The 20,070-nt window shown below is 63.4% G+C and carries 26 protein-coding genes; 8 read left to right on the top strand and 18 right to left on the bottom strand.

The window, feature by feature from the left end; all coding sequences use genetic code 11:
- Positions 1-12: 12 nt before the first annotated feature.
- Positions 13-417, top strand: coding sequence for a universal stress protein (locus ROSMUC_RS05040; RefSeq protein ID WP_037270274.1), 405 nt, complete (start codon positions 13-15; stop codon positions 415-417).
- Positions 418-425: 8 nt separating this feature from the next.
- Positions 426-1,538 carry an alpha-hydroxy acid oxidase gene (locus ROSMUC_RS05045; RefSeq protein ID WP_037270275.1) on the top strand — a complete coding sequence of 371 codons (1,113 nt, stop codon included), beginning with the start codon at positions 426-428 and terminating at the stop codon, positions 1,536-1,538.
- Between the two features lie 17 nt (positions 1,539-1,555).
- On the opposite strand, the gene ROSMUC_RS05050 is transcribed toward ROSMUC_RS05045, so the two are convergent.
- Complete coding sequence (locus tag ROSMUC_RS05050) at positions 1,556-2,599, bottom strand: transporter family protein (RefSeq protein WP_245875113.1); 1,044 nt, start codon at positions 2,597-2,599, stop codon at positions 1,556-1,558.
- A 405-nt stretch (positions 2,600-3,004) separates the two neighbouring features.
- A complete protein-coding gene (locus ROSMUC_RS05055; protein WP_245875114.1) occupies positions 3,005-3,433 on the bottom strand; it encodes a hypothetical protein in 429 nt (142 codons plus the stop codon).
- 398 nt (positions 3,434-3,831) lie between these two features.
- Between ROSMUC_RS05055 and ROSMUC_RS05060 the strand changes: the two genes are divergently transcribed.
- Positions 3,832-4,596 carry a Hint domain-containing protein gene (locus ROSMUC_RS05060; protein ID WP_037270277.1) on the top strand — a complete coding sequence of 255 codons (765 nt, stop codon included), beginning with the start codon at positions 3,832-3,834 and terminating at the stop codon, positions 4,594-4,596.
- Between the two features lie 2 nt (positions 4,597-4,598).
- On the opposite strand, the gene ROSMUC_RS05065 is transcribed toward ROSMUC_RS05060, so the two are convergent.
- Positions 4,599-5,099: an Lrp/AsnC family transcriptional regulator gene (locus tag ROSMUC_RS05065; protein WP_008279648.1), complete on the bottom strand. Its 501-nt coding sequence runs from the start codon at positions 5,097-5,099 to the stop codon at positions 4,599-4,601.
- 198 nt (positions 5,100-5,297) lie between these two features.
- Here ROSMUC_RS05065 and trxB point away from each other — a divergent pair, with 198 nt between their 5' ends.
- A complete protein-coding gene (trxB, locus tag ROSMUC_RS05070) occupies positions 5,298-6,242 on the top strand; it encodes a thioredoxin-disulfide reductase (RefSeq protein WP_037270278.1) in 945 nt (314 codons plus the stop codon).
- A 45-nt stretch (positions 6,243-6,287) separates the two neighbouring features.
- Here trxB and yghU read toward each other — a convergent pair whose 3' ends face one another.
- Both yghU and ROSMUC_RS05080 read right to left on the bottom strand, forming a co-directional pair.
- Positions 6,288-7,151 (bottom strand): glutathione-dependent disulfide-bond oxidoreductase, encoded by an 864-nt coding sequence (yghU, locus tag ROSMUC_RS05075; protein WP_037270279.1) that lies wholly within the window; start codon positions 7,149-7,151, stop codon positions 6,288-6,290.
- 112 nt (positions 7,152-7,263) lie between these two features.
- Positions 7,264-8,376: an S-(hydroxymethyl)glutathione dehydrogenase/class III alcohol dehydrogenase gene (locus ROSMUC_RS05080; RefSeq protein ID WP_037270444.1), complete on the bottom strand. Its 1,113-nt coding sequence runs from the start codon at positions 8,374-8,376 to the stop codon at positions 7,264-7,266.
- Positions 8,377-8,496: 120 nt separating this feature from the next.
- Here ROSMUC_RS05080 and ROSMUC_RS05085 point away from each other — a divergent pair, with 120 nt between their 5' ends.
- From ROSMUC_RS05085 to ROSMUC_RS05100, 4 genes are all read left to right on the top strand, one after another.
- Positions 8,497-8,763: an I78 family peptidase inhibitor gene (locus ROSMUC_RS05085; protein ID WP_037270280.1), complete on the top strand. Its 267-nt coding sequence runs from the start codon at positions 8,497-8,499 to the stop codon at positions 8,761-8,763.
- A gap of 303 nt (positions 8,764-9,066) precedes the next feature.
- Complete coding sequence (locus ROSMUC_RS05090) at positions 9,067-10,713, top strand: Y-family DNA polymerase (protein ID WP_037270281.1); 1,647 nt, start codon at positions 9,067-9,069, stop codon at positions 10,711-10,713.
- Between the two features lie 52 nt (positions 10,714-10,765).
- The gene (locus ROSMUC_RS05095) at positions 10,766-11,113 is read left to right on the top strand and encodes a DUF2794 domain-containing protein (protein WP_037270283.1); all 348 of its coding nucleotides are present in this window, start codon (positions 10,766-10,768) and stop codon (positions 11,111-11,113) included.
- On the top strand, positions 11,110-11,652 hold the full coding sequence (locus ROSMUC_RS05100; RefSeq protein WP_037270284.1) for a GNAT family N-acetyltransferase: 543 nt from the start codon (positions 11,110-11,112) through the stop codon (positions 11,650-11,652). The genes ROSMUC_RS05095 and ROSMUC_RS05100 overlap by 4 nt, the downstream gene beginning before the upstream one ends.
- A gap of 4 nt (positions 11,653-11,656) precedes the next feature.
- Here the strand turns inward: ROSMUC_RS05100 and ROSMUC_RS20970 are convergent, their stop codons facing one another.
- From ROSMUC_RS20970 to ROSMUC_RS05160, 13 genes are all read right to left on the bottom strand, one after another.
- Positions 11,657-11,827 (bottom strand): hypothetical protein, encoded by a 171-nt coding sequence (locus tag ROSMUC_RS20970; RefSeq protein WP_170062552.1) that lies wholly within the window; start codon positions 11,825-11,827, stop codon positions 11,657-11,659.
- A gap of 103 nt (positions 11,828-11,930) precedes the next feature.
- Positions 11,931-12,644, bottom strand: coding sequence for a ZIP family metal transporter (locus ROSMUC_RS05105; protein ID WP_037270286.1), 714 nt, complete (start codon positions 12,642-12,644; stop codon positions 11,931-11,933).
- Positions 12,645-12,657: 13 nt separating this feature from the next.
- Positions 12,658-13,437: a succinate dehydrogenase iron-sulfur subunit gene (locus ROSMUC_RS05110; RefSeq protein WP_008279657.1), complete on the bottom strand. Its 780-nt coding sequence runs from the start codon at positions 13,435-13,437 to the stop codon at positions 12,658-12,660.
- Positions 13,438-13,451: 14 nt separating this feature from the next.
- Positions 13,452-13,772 (bottom strand): hypothetical protein, encoded by a 321-nt coding sequence (locus ROSMUC_RS05115; protein ID WP_037270289.1) that lies wholly within the window; start codon positions 13,770-13,772, stop codon positions 13,452-13,454.
- Entirely contained in the window at positions 13,772-15,574 is a 1,803-nt protein-coding gene (sdhA, locus tag ROSMUC_RS05120) for a succinate dehydrogenase flavoprotein subunit (RefSeq protein ID WP_037270291.1), read from the bottom strand. Before sdhA ends, ROSMUC_RS05115 begins: the two co-directional genes overlap by 1 nt.
- Before the next feature lie 12 nt (positions 15,575-15,586).
- Entirely contained in the window at positions 15,587-15,958 is a 372-nt protein-coding gene (sdhD, locus tag ROSMUC_RS05125; protein WP_037270293.1) for a succinate dehydrogenase, hydrophobic membrane anchor protein, read from the bottom strand.
- Between the two features lie 10 nt (positions 15,959-15,968).
- Positions 15,969-16,352 carry a succinate dehydrogenase, cytochrome b556 subunit gene (gene sdhC / locus ROSMUC_RS05130; protein ID WP_037270295.1) on the bottom strand — a complete coding sequence of 128 codons (384 nt, stop codon included), beginning with the start codon at positions 16,350-16,352 and terminating at the stop codon, positions 15,969-15,971.
- 349 nt (positions 16,353-16,701) lie between these two features.
- Entirely contained in the window at positions 16,702-17,262 is a 561-nt protein-coding gene (locus tag ROSMUC_RS05135) for a F0F1 ATP synthase subunit B (protein WP_037270297.1), read from the bottom strand.
- A 5-nt stretch (positions 17,263-17,267) separates the two neighbouring features.
- A complete protein-coding gene (locus ROSMUC_RS05140) occupies positions 17,268-17,801 on the bottom strand; it encodes a F0F1 ATP synthase subunit B' (protein WP_037270299.1) in 534 nt (177 codons plus the stop codon).
- 84 nt (positions 17,802-17,885) lie between these two features.
- Positions 17,886-18,122: a F0F1 ATP synthase subunit C gene (locus ROSMUC_RS05145; protein WP_008279665.1), complete on the bottom strand. Its 237-nt coding sequence runs from the start codon at positions 18,120-18,122 to the stop codon at positions 17,886-17,888.
- Positions 18,123-18,222: 100 nt separating this feature from the next.
- Positions 18,223-19,005, bottom strand: a complete 783-nt coding sequence (locus ROSMUC_RS05150; RefSeq protein WP_037270301.1) for a F0F1 ATP synthase subunit A — start codon at positions 19,003-19,005, stop codon at positions 18,223-18,225.
- On the bottom strand, positions 18,995-19,336 hold the full coding sequence (locus ROSMUC_RS05155) for an AtpZ/AtpI family protein (RefSeq protein ID WP_037270303.1): 342 nt from the start codon (positions 19,334-19,336) through the stop codon (positions 18,995-18,997). The genes ROSMUC_RS05150 and ROSMUC_RS05155 overlap by 11 nt, the downstream gene beginning before the upstream one ends.
- A gap of 200 nt (positions 19,337-19,536) precedes the next feature.
- On the bottom strand, positions 19,537-19,950 hold the full coding sequence (locus ROSMUC_RS05160) for a universal stress protein (protein ID WP_037270305.1): 414 nt from the start codon (positions 19,948-19,950) through the stop codon (positions 19,537-19,539).
- Positions 19,951-20,070 lie beyond the last annotated feature (120 nt).

Raw genomic sequence — 20,070 nt, forward strand, 5'->3', positions numbered from 1 at the left:
GGAGTGAGCCCCATGTATCGCAAAATCATTGTCGGCCTGTCGCTGGAACATGGAATCAGCGAGAGCGCGCTGGAAATTGCCCGCGCCCTGCGCGCCGAAGGCGGCGAGATCATCGCGCTGCATGCCTATGAGCCGGTCCAAAGCTCGGTGCGCGCCTATCTCGATGAGGAGGTGGTCGAAGGCGCCTACAAGCGGGCGCAGGCGCTCTTGGTCGAGCGGGTGAAAGGTGCGCCGGATGTGACGCCTGTCATGCTGCGCGGTCATTCGGGGCGGGCGATCACCGATTACGCCGAGAAACACGGCGCGGATTGCATCATCGTCGGCTCGCACAAACCGGGCCTGAGCGATTTTCTCTTGGGGTCCACGGCGGCGCGAGTGGTGCGGCATGCGCCCTGCGCCGTGCATGTGCTGCGCTAGGTAAGGCGATGGGGGCCGATGCCATTCATTCCGCCGAGGATGCCCGCCGCCTGGCGCGGCGGCACCTGCCGTGGATGGTGTTCGACTATATCGACGGGGCGGCGGGCACGGAACATGGCGAAGCGCTCAATCGCGCGGCGTTGCGGGATTTGCGGCTGAAACCGCGCGTCTTGCGGAATGTCACCACGCGGGATTTGTCCTGCGACGTGTTCGGACATGCGGCGCGGGTGCCTTTTGGCATCACGCCGATGGGCATGTGCAACCTCAGCACGCCGGGGGCGGACCTGATGCTGGCGCGACTGGCGGCACGGGATCGCGTGCCCTTGGGTGTCTCGACCGTCGCCTCTACTCCGCTTGAACGGATGATCGAGGTGGCCGAGGGCCATGCGTGGTTTCAGCTCTATTTCAGCGGCGATGGCAGCGGCACCATGGCGCTGGTCGAGCGGGCACGCGCGGCGGGGTATCAGACCCTTGTCGTCACGCTCGATGTGCCGGAGGTGGGCCGACGCCCGCGCGAATTGCGCCACGGGTTCAAGATGCCGTTCAAGATCGGCCCCCGGCAATTCGTCGATTTCGCGCTGCATCCGCGCTGGTCGCTGGGCACGCTCTGGCATGGCAAGCCCGAGATGGCGAATTTCCGGCAAGGGGGATTTGACCGCACAGCCAGCCGGGCGGCGGCGGATTGGTCCTATCTCGACTGGCTGCGCGCGGCCTGGCCCGGAAACCTGGTGATCAAGGGGGTTCTGGACGTGGAGGATGCCGTGCGGCTGCGGGATGCGGGCGTAGATGCGATACAGGTGTCCAGTCATGGCGGGCGGCAGTTGGATGGCGCGCCGGAGCCGATCCTGATGCTGGGAGAAATCCGAGCGGCGCTTGGGCCGGAGTTTCCACTGTTTTTCGATTCCGGGCTGCGGTCGGGCGAGGATATCGTCAAGGCGCATGCAATGGGCGCGAATTTCGCCTTTCTCGGGCGGCCGTTGCTCTATGCTATGGCGGCGGGGGGCGAGCGCGGTCTCAACCGGCTGTGGGAGGTGTTGACCGAAGAGGTCAGCCTGACACTGGCGCAACTGGGTCGCAGGGATATGTCCGGCCTTGCCGATACGGTGCGGCGCGCGGCCTGAACCGCGCGCCAAGGGCGTCAGAACGCGTATTGCCAGCCAAGCGTTGTGGTCCAGTCGGTTTCAAGCTGGAGGCCGTTCAGATCCTGATAGACCGGCGCGCCGATCTCGAGCGCCAAGCGGTGCCCGCGCAACGCGCCCTTTTGTGCCACGAGATTGACCCCGGCAAAAAGCGTCACCGTCTCGCCGCCGTAATTGTCGGGGTTGAGGGTGGGCGACGGGCCGACCATACGGGAATCGCGCCCGCTGATGTCGCCCACGCTCTTGGCCTCGATCCGGCCCGAGAGGCTGATCCAGGGTTTCGGCTGATAGCTGGCCCATGTGGTCAACGCCACCTCATTGCCCAAGTGATAGCCGTTGTTCTTGCCGGTGCGGATCACGCCGGTCAGTTGCGCGCCCCAGCCGGTGTTGCCCGACCGCGCGCTATAGGTGATGCCGGGCAAGAGATCGAAGGTGCCGGACCCAAGCTGCATCCCGTAGGGCATGCGCATATTGGCAAAGGTGCCGGCGGGCGTCAGGACGGTTGCCCGCTCCGTCGTGGACCCGGTCGGAAGGCTGAAACCGAAATTCAGATGCAGCTTGTGATTGCCCCAGTCCTTGAGGCCGTAGAGTGCGGAAACCTTGAGATCGCCCCAGCCTTCGGATTGGGTGTTGAACGTGCCCAACCGCACGGTCCCGGCAGGCCCGGCAAAGGTGATGTGATCCATCTGCTTGGTGATATAGGGCAGCATCGCCATCAGGGTGATGCGGTCATTCGGGGCATACATCGCGCCGAACATATGCATATCCATCGTCATGCTGGTGGGCACGATGCGGATATTGGGCGGCTGGCCCGGCAGGCCAAAGAACGCATTGGGCGTCACCGCCACCTGTTCGGGGCTGAGGCCGTTGGTGCCGCTGCGATACCCCTCCATGTCCATATGCATGAAGCGATAGGACAGCATCACCTCACCGGTCTTGTGGCGGTGTTCGCCCATCACACCGATGGGGGCATGGCCATCGGCGCGCAGCGGCGGCAGGTCGGTCACGCTGACGCGCAGCCCGTCCTTGGGGGGGCGTGGCACCGTCATGCGCCATGGCGGGCGCGGTCAGGCATAGGGAAAGCGCGGCGCAAACTGCACCGGCACGCAGGAAAACCTGTGTCATGGTCTTGGTCTCTTTTATTTGTGGATGCGCGTCGGACGGGGCACCAATAGGCCCGCAAACGTAACGACGTCGATCAATTGAAAATCACGGTCTCACTCAGAGGTCATTCGGAGGGCCAATCGGGGCTGGCATGGGCCACATCGGGCCTGATGCTGCGGCGCTTGTCCCGCCATCTGGCCCGCTGGAGACGGCCCGAATGGCGGTAAGCATGGCGAAACGATCATGCGAGGGTGTATTGCCCTGTCACCGAAGCTCCCGCTGGAGTGGCCCCTTGCCGATCAACGGCGAGGCGCACGGGGTGGACCCGGTGGCACGCATGCCAGCTATCCCAAGGCCACCACAGGCGGCGCGCGCGGGCTATACCCGGCGGGCAGGTCGCCCGCCGCCGCGCGCATATCGTCGAACACACGGACGACACGCGAAAATGTGAAATGACGCGCCTCGGGCGCGATGCGCACCTCTGTCAGCGCCGCTTGCGACTTGAAGAAAGGACAGGGCGTGTTGAGATGCGGGCCTTCATGATCGGCCTCGGCGGTGGGGGTTGTCAGCGCGTCGGGATGCTCTTCGACCAAACAGAGCTCGCCCCCAAGGGCGGCAGCCTCAAGCTTGATCTGCTCTTGCACATGCAGGTTGGAGCGGGCGGCATCCGCCAATTCGTGCTGGCAATCAACGGCGGCGGCGGTGGCGACCCGCACGCTCAGCAACAGAATCAGAAGTGCCGGCCCAAGGCCAACCCCTCTTAGTCTGCGCATCCAGCGTCCAAATCTCATTTTCACCAATCCCGTGGGCCCAAGGCCCGCGTCACCATTTGAAATGGGTTTCGTCACTGCGCGACTCGTAGTTTGCGCATTATCGAAACATTCTAACTTTAGAATACTGTCGGGATTGTGATTGCGTCAAGCGGGACGACAAGGGCGAAGGTGATTCGTGGACACGCCTGAAAATTATGGCAAGCAGATTGGGTGCTGCGGCGACAATCACGGCGCTTTGCGATCACTTCTCACAAGCCGCGAACAATTACCTCGAAAATTTGACGCAAAGCCCGTCCTTCCCCCATATTGATCCGACTAAACAAACAGATTTGTCCATCTGTCGTTGTCGGTGGGGGCCGACGCGGTTGTGACATCCTTGAATTTGAGGTGACACAGCAATGAGTATCCCCCGTCTGACGGCCAACGCCGCCTATGCGACGCCAGTGCGCCGCAGTCCCGCACGCCCTGAACCCTCTCGCTTGCCGATGCGGCGTTACACGCACCTCTGGCTGACCGCCGATGGCGGCATCGAAGAGCGCGAGCAGATGGCGCCGGCGCTACCGCTCTTTGACGCAGCACATTCCGCCTTTGCGCGCGGCACGCTGATCACCACAACGCGCGGGCCGGTCGCGGTCGAGGATTTGCTGCCCGGCGATCTGTTGCAGACCTCTGCGCATGGGCCGCTGCCTGTGCTCCGGATTGGCCGGATGACGCTGCGCCCCGAGGATATTGCCAGCCGTTCAGTCAACCTAACGCGGATCATGGCCGATGCCTTTGGTATTGCGCGGCCGATGGCCGATTTGCTGGTGGGTCCGGGGGCGCGAATCCTTACGCGGCCGCGCGATCTGCGTAACAGCATCGGATCGGACCACGTACTTAGCCCCGCGCATGTGCTGGCCGATGGGATGCACGCCTTTGGTGTCACCCCGCCGCGCGCGGCCACGTTCTATCACCTGTGGCTGCGGCGGCATGCGCTGATCACCGCCAACGGCCTGGAAGTCGAGAGCTTTCACCCCGGTGCCGGGTTTGAGCGCGACGTGGGACCGAGCATGCTGTCGCTCTTCCTGTCGCTCTTTCCGCAGATTCAGGAGCCGCATCAATTCGGCCCACTTGCGCAACTGCGCTTGCCGCTCGATGCGCCCGATACGCTGAGCGTCGCCTGAGATCAGGCCGACTGACTGAGCCGCGCCTCGAGGATTTCAAAGGGCACGCCGGGTTCGTCCTTGGCCCCGCGAATGACAAGCGATGTCTTGACGCTGGCGACATTATCGGCAGCGGTCAATTCCTCGGTCAGAAAGCGCTGAAAGGTGCTGAGATCGGGCGCCACGCATTTGAGGATGAAATCCACCTCGCCGTTGAGCATGTGACATTCGCGCACGAGAGGCCAGGCGCGGCAGCGCGCCTCAAAGGCGCTCAGATCCGCCTCGGCCTGGCTTTGCAACCCGACCATGGCAAAGACCTGCACCTCGAACCCCAGTTCGCGGGGGTCAACATCGGCGTGATAGCCACGGATATAGCCCTGCTCCTCGAGCGTTCGGACGCGCCGCAGGCAGGGCGGCGCCGAAATACCCACACGCTTGGCCAGTTCCACATTGGTCATCCGGCCATCAGCCTGCAACTCCGCCAGAATCTTGCGATCTATGGGATCAAGACGGGACGCGGCCATTTGGGGGACTCCTTGTTCGATTTCGCGATTGTTATAGCATCATGGCCTGCATGCGCAATTATGTTTCGCTGATGCGCAAGATCATTTCCCGAAAAGCCCCTGAGCCTGAGGCGCATATCCGCCTTGCAAGGGGTTACATGCCCCGCGTCAGAGGGCTATATCATGCGCCAAATCCGCAGATCACATGAGAGAGCGCCCATGTCCGACACCCGCCATACCAAATGCCTGATCATCGGTTCCGGCCCTGCCGGCTATACCGCAGGCGTCTATGCCAGCCGTGCCATGCTCTCGCCCATTCTCGTGCAGGGGATCGAGCCGGGCGGGCAGTTGACCACCACGACCGAGGTCGAGAACTGGCCCGGCGACACCGAGGTGCAGGGGCCGGACCTGATGGTGCGGATGGAGGCGCATGCAAAGGCGATGGGATGTGAGATCATCGGCGATATCATTTCGTCGCTCGATCTGGACAGCCGCCCCTTTGTGGCAAAGGGTGACAGCGGCACCACCTATACCGCCGATGCCGTCATCCTCGCCACCGGCGCGCGCGCCAAATGGCTGGGCCTGCCATCGGAAGAGGTGTTCAAGGGCTTTGGCGTCTCGGCCTGCGCCACCTGCGACGGGTTCTTTTATCGCGGGCAGGAAATCGTGGTGATCGGCGGCGGCAATACCGCCGTGGAAGAGGCGCTCTTTCTGACCAACTTCGCCTCGAAGGTCACGCTCATCCATCGCCGCGACGAACTGCGCGCCGAAAAGATCCTGCAAGACCGTCTGATGAAGAACCCCAAGATCGAAACGCTTTGGTTTCACACGCTGGACGAGGTTTTTGGCAGCGACAACCCAAAAGGGGTCGAGGGCGTGCGCGTCCGCCATGTCGAAACCGGCGAGATCACGGAAATCCCCTGCAAGGGCGTGTTCATCGCCATCGGCCACGCGCCCGCGAGCGAGTTGGTCAAGGACAGGCTCGAATTGCACAACGGCGGCTATGTCAAGGTCGTGCCGGGCAGCACCCGCACCTCGATCCCCGGTGTCTTTGCGGCGGGTGATCTGACCGACCACGTCTATCGTCAGGCGGTGACATCGGCGGGCATGGGCTGTATGGCCGCCCTCGATGCCGAGCGGTGGCTGGCCGAAAACGAGGGCTGAGACCGAGGCATTGCGGCCCTGTCAGGCAGGGCCGCAGCGGCGGGATCATCCGCCGATCTTGTCTTGCGTGCGCGTGTCGAAATCCGAGGCCGCGTGGCGTTCGCGCAATTGCATTTCCGGCTCGCCAAAGCTGCGGTTGACCATGCGGCCCCGTTTGACGGCAGGGCGCGCGTCGATCTTTTCCGCCCAGGCCATGACGTGTTTGTAGCTGGCCACATCCAGAAACGTCGCCGCATTATAGAGCCGCCCAAGGCAAAGCTGGCCATACCAAGGCCAGATCGCCATATCGGCAATCGTATACTCATCGCCCGCGATATAGGGCCGCTCCGCCAGTTGCCGGTCGAGCACGTCTAGCTGGCGCTTCACCTCCATCGCGAAACGGTCAATGGGGTATTGCCATTTCTCGGGCGCATAGGCGTAGAAATGGCCAAATCCACCGCCCAAGTAAGGCGCGCTGCCCATCTGCCAGAATAGCCAGTTGAGCGTTTCGGTGCGCGCAGGGCCACTCTTGGGCAGGAAGGCCCCGAATTTCTCGGCCAGATGCATCAGGATCGACGCGCTCTCGAACACGCGCAGGGGCGTGTCGCCGGTGTGATCCAGCAGCGCCGGGATCTTGGAATTGGGATTGACCGCGACAAAGCCAGAGCCGAACTGATCGCCCTCGCTGATGTCGATGCGCCACGCGTCATATTCGGCCTCATGGCCGGCGGCGAGCAGTTCTTCGAACATCACGGTGACCTTGACGCCATTGGGTGTCGCCAGCGAATAGAGCTGAAAGGGATGCTGGCCCACCGGCAGATCCTTGTCATGGGTCGCGCCTGAAATGGGGCGGTTGATCGAGGCGAATTGCCCACCGGAAGGAGCCTCCCATGTCCAGACTTCGGGCGGGGTATAGGTGCTGTCGCTCATAACGTGATCCTCTCCATCGGGTTTGGCGGCAAATGTAATCACTGGCTTGCCCCCCGCAATGCAAAACGCCGCACAGGGGCTGTGCGGCGCTGCATGGTCTGCCGTCGTGGGCTTAGTAGACCACCACGCTGCGGATGCTTTCGCCGGCGTGCATGAGGTCGAAGCCCTTGTTGATGTCCTCGAGCGGCATGGTGTGGGTGATCATCGGGTCGATCTCGATCTTGCCCTGCATGTACCAATCGACAATCTTGGGCACATCCGTGCGCCCGCGCGCGCCGCCGAATGCCGTGCCGCGCCACGACCGCCCCGTGACCAGCTGGAACGGCCGGGTGCTGATCTCGGCGCCCGCAGGCGCCACGCCGATGATGATGCTCTCGCCCCAGCCCTTGTGCGCCGCCTCAAGCGCCGTGCGCATCACGCCGACGTTGCCGGTGGCGTCAAACGTGTAATCCGCACCGCCCCCGGTCAGCGCCACAAGATGCGCCACCAGATCGCCCGAAACCTCCTTGGGGTTCACGAAATCGGTCATGCCAAAGCGCGTCGCCATCTCGATCTTGCCGGGATTGAGATCAACCCCCACGATCTGATCCGCCCCCGCCAGCCGCAGGCCCTGAATGACGTTGAGCCCGATGCCGCCAAGGCCAAAGACGATCGCCCGGCTGCCGATTTCCACCTTGGCGGTGTTGATCACCGCGCCGATACCCGTCGTCACGCCGCAGCCGATGTAGCAGATCTTGTCGAAGGGCGCGTCCTTGCGCACCTTGGCCAGCGCAATCTCGGGCAGGACCGTGTGATTGGCAAAGGTCGAGCAGCCCATGTAATGCAGGATCGGCGTGCCATCCAGCATCGAGAATCGGCTGGTGCCGTCAGGCATCAGGCCCTGTCCTTGGGTCGAGCGGATCTTCTGGCAGAGGTTGGTTTTCGGGTTGAGGCAATACTCGCACTCGCGGCATTCGGGCGTGTAGAGCGGAATGACGTGATCGCCCGGTTGCAGGCTGGTGACACCGGGGCCAACCTCGAGCACGACACCCGCGCCCTCATGCCCCAGAATGGCCGGAAACGCCCCCTCGGGATCCGCCCCCGACAGCGTGAAATCATCCGTGTGGCACAGGCCCGTCGCCTTGATCTCCACCAGAACCTCGCCCGCCTTCGGGCCCTCGAGGTTCACCTCCATGATCTCCATCGGCTTGCCCGCCTCAACAGCAACCGCCGCTCGTGTGCGCATGATCTGTCCTTTCCTTGAAAATTTGCGGCAGTCTTGCGCCATGTGGCGCGGTGATTCAATATCGAGAGCGTCACGCAGACCCCGGACTGCGGCAATTTCTGCGGCAAGAGAGGCGAAACCATGAAGAAACCCCTTGGCACCGCCCTGATGATCGGGGCGCTGGCGGGCTGTATCGGCCCGCAGGACACGCCCCCTGAGGAGAACGCCTGCGGCGCGGCACAGATGCAGGCGCTGATCGGCACGCCAGTCGCGGCGCAGGATTTCAGCGGGCAGGCTGCGGTGCGCATCCTGCCGCCGGGGTCGATGGTGACGATGGATTACCGCCCCGACCGGCTGAATGTCGAACATGACGCAGACGGGGTGATCACGCGGATCGCCTGCGGGTGAGGGGGCACCACGTCGAAATTCGATGTGACGGCTTTGATCAGCGCGGTGCGGCGGTGTCGGCTATCCCCCGCGCGGAACAAGGCGCGGCACGCGCCGCCGCGCGGATCGCTGGGCCGTCCCGCGGCCTAGCGATTTGGAGAGGGAGCGCTATGCTGTGGGATCACACGAACTTTGCGGGCATAAAGTGCAAGACGGTGCCGCTGCTTCGCTAGTCCCCGGCCCAGCAATCCGCGCTGCTGCTGACTCGACTCCGCCCCTCCCTCGCTCTATTTGAGTAAGAACAAATAGAGAACATCACTCACCATGCCCACCCGCCGCATCCTGTCGATCTGGTTTCCCCGGCTCGGGGCCGAGCGCCTGCTACGGCGGGTAACGGACCCGGACGCGCGGCTCTTTGCGGTGGTCAGTGCCGAAGTGCAGACTCAAGTGCTGACCTCTGTCTCGCAGCGCGCCGAGGCGCTGGGGCTCAGGCCGGGGCAACCGCTACGGACGGCGCAGGCGCTCTGCCCCGATCTCATCACCCGGCCGCGCGACCGCGCCGCAGAGGCGGCGTTTCTGGCCGCATTGGGGCGGTGGGCCGGGCGGTTCTCGCCCTTGGTGGGAGTCGAGGGCACGGCGGGCCTGCTCTTGGATGTTACCGGCTGCGCGCATCTCTTTGGCGGCGAGGCCGGGCTGATCGCCACGCTGCGCACAGAGGCGGGGGATCTGGGGCTGAGCCTGCGCTGTGGGCTGGCCGATACGGTCGGTGGGGCCTGGGCGCTGGCGCGCTATGCCGGGCAAGGGGTGGCCGCGCACCGTTCCGGCGATGCCATCGACCAGGAGGCCCGCGCCACCCGGTCGCGCGCCGTCAAGCGGCGGCATTGGGAGCGGGGCGGCGCGGCCCCTGCGGTAGGCGTCACGGCAGAGGCCGCCGAGATCGCCCCGCCGGGGCATCTGCCCGCGATGCTGGCCCCCCTGCCGGTGGCGGCACTGCGCCTGCCGCCCGCGCTGGTGGCGGATCTGGCGCGGCTGGGGTTGCGGCGGATCGGCGAGCTGGCGGCGCAGCCGCGCGCCAGCCTTGGCCGCCGCTTTGGCCCCGAGGTGATGTTGCGGCTGGATCAGGCACTGGGCCATGTGCCGGAACCGATGTCGCCCTCTGCCCCCGCCCCCCGCTTTGCCACGCGATTGAGCCTGCCCGAGCCGATCGGGCTGCGGGGCGATATGGAAGCGGCACTCTGCCGCCTGACAGAACGGCTCTGCCAGCTCTTGCAGAGCAAGGGACAGGGCGCGCGGCACCTGCGGCTGGAGGCTTACCGCGCCGATGGCGGGCTGCAAGCGGTCGAAGTGCGGCTGGCGCGCGCGGTGGACCAGCCCGAGGCGATGCGCCCACTTCTGGACATGCAGCTTGACGGGATCGACGCCGGGTTCGGTATCGACATGCTGCGGCTCGAGGCGGTTGTCACCGCGCGGATGGAAACCCGGCAAGGCGAGAGCGGTCTGGGCCAAGGTCGAGGGGCCGGGGCGCAAGAGGCCGCGCTGGCCGATCTGATCACCCGGCTGGGCGGGCGCATCGGGCTGGAGGCGATCACCCGCCGCCATCCCGCCGAGAGCCATATCCCCGAAAAATCCGCGCTGACCCTTGCGGCGGCCTGGTCGGAACCCGCCCGCGGCCCCTGGCCCACACCCGAGGCACGCCGCCCGCTGCTGATCTGGTCGCCAGAGCCGGTGATGCGGCCCGAAGCGGGAGAGGCCACGCTGCCGTTTCGCTGGCGCGGGCGGGCGCATGAGGTGGTGGGGGCCACCGGGCCAGAGCGGATCGCGCCGGAATGGTGGCTGGAAGACCCGGAATGGCGCAGCGGGGTGCGCGATTACTGGCAGGTGGTGACGACGCGCGGCGAGCGGCTCTGGCTCTTTCGCGCTCATGGCGGGCAAATCTCGGGCGGATGGTTCTGTCAGGGGCGGTTTGCCTGAACATGCACGGAAAGCGCTTGATTTGCCGCAGGATTGGCGCAACTCTGAAAGCATGAATTTGCAAAGCCTTGGCCCGCTTGCGGGCGCTCCTTCCTCGGCCCCACAAGTGGCGTTCCAGCGCAGCGAACTGGGTGTGATCCTGTCGCTCTACGGGCGGATGGTCGCAGCGGGGGAATGGCGCGATTACGGCATATCCTGCCTGCGCGAGGTGGCGGTCTTTTCAGTCTTTCGGCGCACCGCCGAACATCCGCTCTACCGGATCGAAAAACGGCCAAAATTGCAGGGCAAACAGGGGCAATATGCGGTGATCGGCATGGATGGTCAGGTGCTCAAGCGCGGCCATGACCTGCGCACCGTGCTGCGGGTGCTCGAGCGCAAGCTGATCCGGGCGGTGGAATGACGCCGCAGCAAACCAAGCCGGCACAAGATCGCAACGCCGCGATCGCCCGACTTTTCGAAACCACCTTCACCGCCTCTGAGGGACCAGAGGAAGGCGTGTTGATCGGCACCTTGGTCCGAAGCCTGATGGACACGACCGATCCGGACGAGTTGCACGTCTTTTACATCGAGGACGAGGGGTTTGTTGGTGCCTGTATCCTGACGCGGCTGCGCCATGACGGTGAAACAGGGATCGCCTATCTTCTGTCTCCGGTTGCTGTGGCCCCGGAACGACAGGGCCAGGGCATCGGGCAGCGTATGATTTCAGAGGCGCTGGAGGCGCTGCGCGCCGCCGGGGTCGAAGCGGTAGTGACCTATGGGGACCCGGCATTTTACAGCCGGGTGGGGTTTTCTCCGGTCACGGTGGATGAGGTGGCCGCGCCCTTTGCGCTGTCACAGCCCGAGGGTTGGCTTGCACAATCGTTGACAGGCCAACCCCTGACACCGCGCAAGGGGCGCGCGCGTTGCGCGCCCGCGCTCAGCGATCCGGCCTATTGGTAGGCTGTCACGCCTCGTAATAGGCATACATCTGTTCGAGTGCGTCCAGACCGGGGGCTTGGGGCGCTTGGGGCAGGTTGGCGGGGGTTTCAGGCGTGTAATAGACCGCGACCCAATCGGGTGTGATCGGGGCCGGTTTCGGATCGGGGGCGGCGGGGGTTTTAACCGGGTAAGCCATGGGTTTATCTCCATATTTCCATGACACCTACATAATCCTCTGCGCTGCGGCATAAACCGCCAAGGACGCAGTCTCGCCATGCGCCCGGCGCAAGGCACGCCCCTCAGCCGATCAGCATATCCCCGGCCAGACCGAGCGTGAAACCAAAGACCGCACCGAGGGGCGGCAACCAACTGCGGCGGGCATGGGCCGCAGGCGCGATATCCTGAAAGATCAGGTAGAGGATACCACCCGCCGCGAACATCATGATCCCCCCAAGCACCTGCGGCATTTGCGACAGGAAGGAAAAGCCAAGACCCGCGCAGACCGGGCCAAGCAGGGCAAGCCCGGCAAAGAGCAAGACGATCCGATACCCCCGGACCGCCCCACCGCGCCGGATATCGCGAAAGGCGGCAAAGCCCTCGGGCAGGTTTTGCAGGAAAATCAGCCCCGCCAACAGCAAGGCACGCTCGGCCTGCGCCGTGAGCATGGCGCCGATGGCCATGGCCTCGGGCAGGAAGTCGAGCAGCATCGCCATAAGCTGCGCGCCGCGTCCGCCCCGCGACTCGAGCGCGCGGTCAATCGCAAAGAACGCGACCCCGCCCGCCGCGAAGGCCGAAAGCGCGACCGGGGCAGAGAGCGTGTCGCGCGCGTGCGGCACAAGCACCAGCGCAATGGCCGCCAAGAGCGCACCGCCGCCAAAGGCGACGATGCCATGGGTTGCAGGTGCGGGCAGCCGCCGACAGGTTGCGGAGAGCGCGAGCGCCGCCCCGAGAGGCATGGCCGCGCCTGCAAAGAGGGCCAAGAGCAGCGCGGACCATAATCCTTCGCCTGCCATGACCCCTGCCCGCTTACACGTGCCGCTCGACCATCATCTTCTTGATTTCGGCGATGGCCTTGGCGGGGTTGAGACCCTTGGGGCAGGTCTTGGTGCAGTTCATGATCGTGTGGCAACGATACAGTTTGAACGGGTCTTCGAGATCATCCAGACGCTCGCCCGTGGCCTCGTCACGGCTGTCGATGATCCAGCGATAGGCATGGAGGAGTGCGGCCGGTCCAAGGTATTTGTCGCCGTTCCACCAATAGGACGGGCAAGAGGTAGAGCAGGAGGCGCACATCACACATTCATAGAGCCCGTCGAGTTTCTCGCGGTCCTCGATGCTCTGCCGCCACTCCTTTGCAGGGCGGTTGGTCTTGGTCTCGAGCCAGGGCATGATGCTGGCGTGCTGCGCGTAGAAATGCGTGAGGTCGGGGATCAGGTCCTTGACCACCGGCATATGCGGCAGCGGGTAGATTTTCACATCGCCCTTGATCTCGTCCATGCCATAGATGCAGGCCAGCGTGTTGATCCCGTCGATATTCATGGCACAAGAGCCGCAAATCCCCTCGCGGCAGGAGCGGCGGAAGGTCAGCGTGGGATCAATCTCGTTCTTGATCTTGATCAGCGCGTCCAGAACCATCGGGCCGCAGGTGTCCATATCCACGAAATAGGTGTCGACGCGCGGGTTTTTGCCATCGTCCGGGTTCCAGCGGTAAATCTGGAACTTGCGCACAGTCTTGGCACCCTCGGGCTTGGGCCATGTCTTGCCCGTGGTCATGCGCGAATTCTTGGGGAGTGTGAGTTGAACCATCTTGCTACTCCTTGTCAGCCGCCCAGCAGGGTCAGGCTATTTTGGGCAATACATTGCACGGCCTCGGGGCGCTGTGCGATTGCGATCACTTGCTGCGTGGTTTCAGGCGTGACACCGGCCACGCTGGCGCTTGCGATCTGAATGATCTCTCCGGCAGAGGCGGCATCAATCACGCAATCGGTGATCGGGGCGGCGTTGAGACCCGGAAAGCGCTGTGCGACGACCGTGTTGACCACGCTCTTGGCCCGCTCGCGCGCGAGGGTGTCGGCGACCTGATTGGTCGCGTCACAGGCACCCAGCGTCGCAAGCGCAAGACAGGCCAAGAGGATCCGCATCAGAACGTCCGTTCCTTCGGCGCGATCTTCTTGAGGCTGATGCCACCCTTGTCCTCGGCAGTCAGAGGATCGGTGATGATCGGGCGATAGCTGAGGTCAACGCTATTGCCCTCGACCCGTGCGATGGTGTGCACGCGCCAGTTTTCATCGTCGCGGGTGCTGAAATCCTCATGCGCGTGGGCGCCGCGGCTTTCCTTGCGGGCCTCGGCCCCAAAGATCGTGGCCAGCGCATTGGGCATGAGATTGGTCAGCTCCAGCGTTTCCATCAGGTCGCTGTTCCACACAAGGCTGCGGTCCGTGACCTTGATGTCATCCATCTTGGCCGCGACGGTCTTCATCTTCTCCACGCCTTCGGCCAGCGTTTTCGAGGTGCGGAACACGGCGGCATCGGCCTGCATCGTGCGCTGCATTTCGAGCCGCAATTCGGCGGTGGGCACGGTGCCGGTGGCGTGGCGCAGCCCGTCAAAGCGGCTGAGCGCCTTGTCCACCTCGGCCTTGTTGGTGGCGGGCACCGCCGCGTCGCGATCCACGACCTTGCCTGCGCGAATGGCGGCGGCGCGGCCAAAGACCACAAGGTCGATGAGCGAGTTGGAGCCAAGCCGGTTCGCGCCATGCACAGATGCGCAGCCCGCCTCGCCCACGGCCATGAGACCGGGCACGACGGCATGGGGATTGTCCTGAGTGGGATTGACCACCTCGCCCCAGTAATTCGTCGGCACGCCGCCCATGTTGTAATGCACGGTGGGCAGAACCGGGATCGGTTCCTTGGTCACGTCAACGCCCGCAAAGATGCGTGCGGATTCGGAAATGCCGGGCAGGCGCAGGTGCAGCGCCTCGGGCGGCAGGTGGCTGAGGTTGAGGTGGATGTGATCGCCATCCGCCCCCACGCCGCGCCCTTCGCGGATTTCCATGGTCATGCAGCGGCTGACATAGTCACGCGGGGCGAGATCCTTGTAGTTAGGCGCGTAGCGTTCCATGAAACGCTCGCCCTCGGAATTGGTGAGGTATCCCCCCTCGCCGCGCGCACCCTCGGTAATCAGGCAACCAGCCCCGAAAATGCCCGTGGGGTGGAACTGCACGAATTCCATGTCTTGCAGCGGCAGACCGGCGCGAGCCACCATCCCGCCACCGTCGCCGGTGCAGGTATGGGCAGAGGTGGCGCTGAAATAGGCGCGGCCATAGCCGCCGGTGGCGAGCACGACCATCTTGGCGTTAAAGACATGGATGGTGCCATCGTCGAGTTTCCAGCAAACGACGCCGGTGCAGGCGCCATCGGTCATCACCAGATCAATGGCGAAATATTCGATGTAGAACTCGGCCTTCTGCTTGAGGCTCTGACCATAGAGCGTGTGCAGAATGGCGTGGCCAGTGCGGTCGGCGGCGGCACAGGTGCGCTGCACGGGCGGGCCTTCGCCAAATTCGGTGGTATGGCCACCAAACGGGCGCTGATAGATCTTGCCCTCTTCGGTGCGCGAGAACGGCACGCCGTAATGTTCGAGCTCGTAGACGGCCTTGGGCGCCTCACGCGCGAGGTATTCCATCGCGTCGGTATCGCCCAACCAGTCCGAACCCTTGACCGTGTCATACATATGCCACTGCCAGCTATCGGGGCCCATGTTGCCAAGGCTTGCGGCGATGCCGCCCTGTGCGGCGACAGTGTGCGAGCGGGTCGGGAAAACCTTGGTCACGCAGGCCGTGCGCAGGCCCTGTTCGGCCATGCCGAGCGTGGCCCGCAGGCCCGCGCCGCCCGCGCCCACAACCACGACGTCATAATCATGCGTCTCGTATTCATAAGCAGCCATTTGTTCAGGTCCTCACAGCGCGATCTTGGCGAGGGCGAAAAGCCCGGTGGCGATCAGCCCGTAACTCAGAACGGTCACGGCAATAATCAGGCCGCGGCGTGTGCTGCCGTGGCTGTAATCCTCGATCATCGTCTGCGCGCCGCTGGCAAAGTGCCGAAGGCCGAAAAAGATCACGAGGCCGGTGAGAATGGCCATCGCCGGATGCGAAAATGCGGCCAGCACCTCGGCGCGGTCGCCGCCAAGCGCGCGGCCAAAGGCCACCAGAAACACCGGGATAATCAGCGCAAGGCCGACGCCGGACAGTTTCATATACCAGAAATGTTCGGTCCCGGTGCCAGCAGCGCCTTTGCCCTCGGCGCGTTTGCGTGCGGTCAGATATCGCATGATGCTCTCCTCAGACCAGAAGCAGGGTGATGACGGTCAGAACGACCGAACCGATGATGCAGCCCCAGCCGAGTTTCTCGGCGGTTGGAATATCCATCCCCTTGCCCGCATCGAAATAGAGGTGCCGCAGCCCGGCGAGATAGTGGTACCATATCGCCCAGACCGAGAGCGACAGGACCAGATCGCCGAACCAGGAGGTAACGACCGCATCGGCCATTGCGAAATAGGCGTCAGAGGTGGAAGCCGCCAAGAGCCACCACACAATCAAGAGCGCCGCCACGATCAGCGCATTGCCGGTAATCCGGGTCAGGATCGAGGTGATCGAGGTTAGTTGCGGGCGGTAGATTTGCAGGTGCGGCGAAAGCGGGCGTTCAACCGGTTTGGTTTCAGCCATGGAGCAACTCCTTTGCAGATGGCGGGCGGCGCGACAGCCGTCTTTTGCTGCGTTTCTTGTTATACTTTTTCTCAGGCATGTCACCTGCCCGACGCGTCAAAACCCCGGTTTTGGGTCAATTGGCCGCAAAAATCTTGCGTTTGTGATCACGAAAATAATCGTGTGATCACAAATAAGCATAATGGGAATCAGGTTTTCCGGGTGGGTTTGCCTGAGTCTCTGGATGAAACTGTCAAAAGTCGAACAGAGTCGCTTGGGCGATCTGAGTTTTTGTGATCACAAAAGCCAAACAGATATGAAAAAGCCCGGGACGTTTCCGACCCGGGCCAGTTCTGTAAAATACGGTTGCTTAGTGCAGCTTGGCTTCGACATCCGCGATGGCGGCGTCGATCAAAGCATTGCCATCAGCGGCGGTCATCTGCTTGGCGATCACGTCGCGCGCCGCAGCGACGGCCACGACAACAGCCTGATCGCGCACGTCGCGGATGGCGCGTGCCTCGGCGCTGGCGATCTGCTCTTCGGCGGCCTGCATACGGCGGGCGATCGAAGCCTTGATCTCATCCTTGGCCTCTTCGGCGGCGGCGTTGGCCTCTTCCTTGGCATGCGCCACGATACGGTCGGCCTGCGCCTGCACATCCTTTTGCTTGCGCTCATAGCTGGCAAGCAGGGTCTGTGCCTCTTCGCGCAGCGCGCGCGCCTCGTCGAGTTCGGCCTTGATATTATCGGCCCGCTCGTCGAGTTTCTTGCCCAAGAGTACGGGCACCTTGACGTAAATCAGGAAGCCGACAAAGAGCAGGAAGGCGAGCAGAACCACGAAATTGGTATTGGCGAGCGAGAAGAACGGACCCGAAGCCGCCAGCGCGGGGCTGGCGAAGACGGCGGCAACCATGGTCAGAAGCGTCTTTTGCATGGCGGTTATCCCTTCATCCGGTCGGCAACAGCGGCCCCGACGGTTTTCGCGTCGGCCTTGCCACCCATGACGGCAACGATCTCGGCTGCGGCCGCGACGGCCACTTCCTTGACGCTGTCCATGGCACTGGCCCGGATGTCGGCAATCTTTTGTTCGCCTTCCGCTGCGCGGGCGGCAATCTCGGCATCCGCCTTGGCGGTGGCGGCGTCCAGCTCGGCCTTGATCTCGGCCTTGGCCTGACCCACGATGGTCTGTGCCTCGGCACGGGCATCGGCCAGCGCCTTGAGATAAGCCTGTTCCGCCTCAACCGCCTTGGCCTTGAGGTCCTCGGCAGCGGCGAGGTCGTTTGTGATGGCTCCCTTACGCTCTGCCAACACGGCCGCGATGCGCGGCAGCGCGATGCGTGACAGGACAAAGTAAATCACGACCAGCGTGACGAGGAGCCAGAAAATCTGGTTGCCAAAGGTCGAAAAATCCAGCTGGGGCAGGCCCGGCGTGGATGCGGCTTGACCAGCGGCGTCATGCGTTTCGCTTGCCATGTCGTCCTCCTAGGGAAAGTTCCGTGTCACCGAGGGGTGGCGGTGCGCCACCCCCCAGCCGTAAGGATCAGCTACCCGAGAGACTTAGACAGCGAACATCAGCAGAAGCGCGACGAGGAACGAGAAGATCCCCAGAGCTTCTGCGAAGGCGATGCCGATGAACAGCGTCGCGGTCTGGCCAGCAGCGGCCGAAGGGTTGCGCAGCGCGCCAGCGAGGAAGTTGCCGGCAACATTGCCCACACCCATCGCAGCCCCGCCCATGCCCATGCAGGCCAGGCCAGCGCCGATATATGCACCCATTTGAACGATATCGCCTTCCATAGTGATGTCTCCTTACGTTGGAATTGGCATTGGTCGGTTGGTCGTGAGACGGGCGAACCCGCCGTCGTTTCGTAAGGTGGGCGAAACCCACCGCCTCCTGTTAGTGGCTCGGATGCAGGGCATCCTTGAGATAGACACAGGTCAGGATGGTAAAGACGTAGGCCTGAATGAAGGCCACCAGCACCTCGAGCGCATAGATGGTCGAGATAGCGAGGATCGAAAGCGGCGTCACCACGATGCCGATCCCGGTCGAGATCAGGATCATCGGCGCGAAGGCCGCGAACACTTTGACCACGGCGTGACCGGCCATCATGTTACCGGCAAGACGGATCGAGTGGCTGACGGGACGCACGAAGTAGGAAATCACCTCGATCAGCGCCAGAACCGGGCGCAGCGCGAGCGGCGCGGAACTGACCCAGAACAGCCCAAGAAACCCCGCGCCATGCTTGACGAAGCCCACGATGGTCACGGTCAGGAACACCATCACCGCCATCACAGCCGTCACCGCGATATGGCTCGTGGTGGTGAAGGCCATCGGCAGAAGGCCGAGGAAGTTGGCGAAGAGGATGAACAGAAACAGCGTCATGATATAGGGGAAGAACACCAGCGCGTCCTTGCCCGCGACATCCTCGACCATCTTGCGGACGAAATCATAAAGAAGCTCGGCCACGGATTGCGTGCGCGTGGGGATTGTGGCCCGGCGCGAGGTGCCCATGACCAGAAGTGCGATGATCGCCAGAACCGTCAGCGCCATCCAAAGCGTGACATTGGTCAGGGTAAAGACGCCCACGGCACCGTCGCCAAAGAGCGGCTTGACCATGAACTGATCCATCGGGTGGAAAACCAGACCGGGTTCCCCGGCACCGTGCGCTTCAGTCGCCATTCTTTGCCCTCTCATCCCCGCCTTGCGCGGGCTTGTCCATGCCTTGCTGGATCTCGGCGGCGCTGCGCATCATCGTCTTGACGCCCGCGGCCACCCCCAGCAACGTGAAGATGACAAGGAACACCGGCATCGTCCCCAAGAGGATATCCAGCCCGTATCCCATGCCGAAGCCGATCAAAAGACCGGCCACCAGCTCGATCACCATCCGCCAGGCCATTTGCGCCTGAGAATAATGCTCTTCCTGATGAGGCTTGGGCGCGTCCTTCGCCTTGAGCTTTGCGATCTTCGCCTCCAGCTCTGCCAGTTGCGCGCGCTGCTCGGGATCGGTCACGAAAGCCCCCTCAGGATGTTGCGCACTTGCTAGGGCTAAGGGCGGCATGAGTCAAGCACTCCGGGCGCACCTGCAGCATTGGCGCAAGCCTATGTTTTATTGAGTTTTTTTGCTTAAATGAAACTGGGGAGCCATTCGGCCGCAACCGCCCCAAAGGCCATTTGGGGCGGTTTGGCATATTCAACCGATTGGTTGAGTTTTTACCGCACCACCAGGACCGACACCTTGGCATGTGCGGCGATATAACCTCCGTGCGAGGCAAAGATATGCTCAAGAAAGCCGGGCACGTGGCTGGCCACCACCACAAGATCCGCACCGGTCCGCTCAATCGCGTGCATCAGTGCCGATGTGGTTTCGACCTCGGGGTCATGGCTGATAATCGGTTCGGCTTCGACCGTGACGGCATATTTGTCACGCAGATCATCGGCAAAACGATGGAGTGTCTGCGTGAACTCGGCGGCGTTATGGCCAAGCTCGTTGGGCAGCTCTCCTCCCACGCCCACCACTATGATACGGGCACCGTGGCGTTTGGCGATATCGCCCGCCACATCAAGCGCCTTGGCCAATGTGTCCTTGTGGAGCAGATCGACCGGAACCAGGATTGTCGAGAACATGGTCTTTCCTTTCGTGTTTCCGTTTCGCGTCTGCCCAGCCTAACGGCTGGCGCGCGCGCCCACCTTGTCACAGATCAAGGCCGATTTCAGCCCTTGCACCATGGATCAGCCGTTGACGCA

The organism is Roseovarius mucosus DSM 17069 (assembly GCF_000768555.3).
Taxonomy (GTDB): Bacteria; Pseudomonadota; Alphaproteobacteria; order Rhodobacterales; family Rhodobacteraceae; genus Roseovarius; species Roseovarius mucosus.

Coding starts and splice junctions, on each gene's coding strand:
- ROSMUC_RS05080 (WP_037270444.1), bottom strand. CDS start 8,376: ATGCGCACACGAGCGGCGGTTGCTGTTGAGGCGGGCAAGCCGATGGAG.
- ROSMUC_RS05135 (WP_037270297.1), bottom strand. CDS start 17,262: ATGCAAAAGACGCTTCTGACCATGGTTGCCGCCGTCTTCGCCAGCCCC.
- sdhA (WP_037270291.1), bottom strand. CDS start 15,574: ATGGCTGCTTATGAATACGAGACGCATGATTATGACGTCGTGGTTGTG.
- ROSMUC_RS05060 (WP_037270277.1), top strand. CDS start 3,832: ATGAGTATCCCCCGTCTGACGGCCAACGCCGCCTATGCGACGCCAGTG.
- ROSMUC_RS05090 (WP_037270281.1), top strand. CDS start 9,067: ATGCCCACCCGCCGCATCCTGTCGATCTGGTTTCCCCGGCTCGGGGCC.
- ROSMUC_RS05100 (WP_037270284.1), top strand. CDS start 11,110: ATGACGCCGCAGCAAACCAAGCCGGCACAAGATCGCAACGCCGCGATC.
- ROSMUC_RS20970 (WP_170062552.1), bottom strand. CDS start 11,827: ATGGCTTACCCGGTTAAAACCCCCGCCGCCCCCGATCCGAAACCGGCC.
- yghU (WP_037270279.1), bottom strand. CDS start 7,151: ATGAGCGACAGCACCTATACCCCGCCCGAAGTCTGGACATGGGAGGCT.
- ROSMUC_RS05110 (WP_008279657.1), bottom strand. CDS start 13,437: ATGGTTCAACTCACACTCCCCAAGAATTCGCGCATGACCACGGGCAAG.
- sdhC (WP_037270295.1), bottom strand. CDS start 16,352: ATGGCTGAAACCAAACCGGTTGAACGCCCGCTTTCGCCGCACCTGCAA.
- ROSMUC_RS05150 (WP_037270301.1), bottom strand. CDS start 19,005: ATGGCGACTGAAGCGCACGGTGCCGGGGAACCCGGTCTGGTTTTCCAC.
- ROSMUC_RS05085 (WP_037270280.1), top strand. CDS start 8,497: ATGAAGAAACCCCTTGGCACCGCCCTGATGATCGGGGCGCTGGCGGGC.
- ROSMUC_RS05160 (WP_037270305.1), bottom strand. CDS start 19,950: ATGTTCTCGACAATCCTGGTTCCGGTCGATCTGCTCCACAAGGACACA.
- ROSMUC_RS05045 (WP_037270275.1), top strand. CDS start 426: ATGGGGGCCGATGCCATTCATTCCGCCGAGGATGCCCGCCGCCTGGCG.
- ROSMUC_RS05140 (WP_037270299.1), bottom strand. CDS start 17,801: ATGGCAAGCGAAACGCATGACGCCGCTGGTCAAGCCGCATCCACGCCG.
- ROSMUC_RS05065 (WP_008279648.1), bottom strand. CDS start 5,099: ATGGCCGCGTCCCGTCTTGATCCCATAGATCGCAAGATTCTGGCGGAG.
- ROSMUC_RS05115 (WP_037270289.1), bottom strand. CDS start 13,772: ATGCGGATCCTCTTGGCCTGTCTTGCGCTTGCGACGCTGGGTGCCTGT.
- ROSMUC_RS05055 (WP_245875114.1), bottom strand. CDS start 3,433: ATGCGCAGACTAAGAGGGGTTGGCCTTGGGCCGGCACTTCTGATTCTG.
- ROSMUC_RS05095 (WP_037270283.1), top strand. CDS start 10,766: ATGAATTTGCAAAGCCTTGGCCCGCTTGCGGGCGCTCCTTCCTCGGCC.
- ROSMUC_RS05040 (WP_037270274.1), top strand. CDS start 13: ATGTATCGCAAAATCATTGTCGGCCTGTCGCTGGAACATGGAATCAGC.
- ROSMUC_RS05105 (WP_037270286.1), bottom strand. CDS start 12,644: ATGGCAGGCGAAGGATTATGGTCCGCGCTGCTCTTGGCCCTCTTTGCA.
- trxB (WP_037270278.1), top strand. CDS start 5,298: ATGTCCGACACCCGCCATACCAAATGCCTGATCATCGGTTCCGGCCCT.
- sdhD (WP_037270293.1), bottom strand. CDS start 15,958: ATGCGATATCTGACCGCACGCAAACGCGCCGAGGGCAAAGGCGCTGCT.
- ROSMUC_RS05145 (WP_008279665.1), bottom strand. CDS start 18,122: ATGGAAGGCGATATCGTTCAAATGGGTGCATATATCGGCGCTGGCCTG.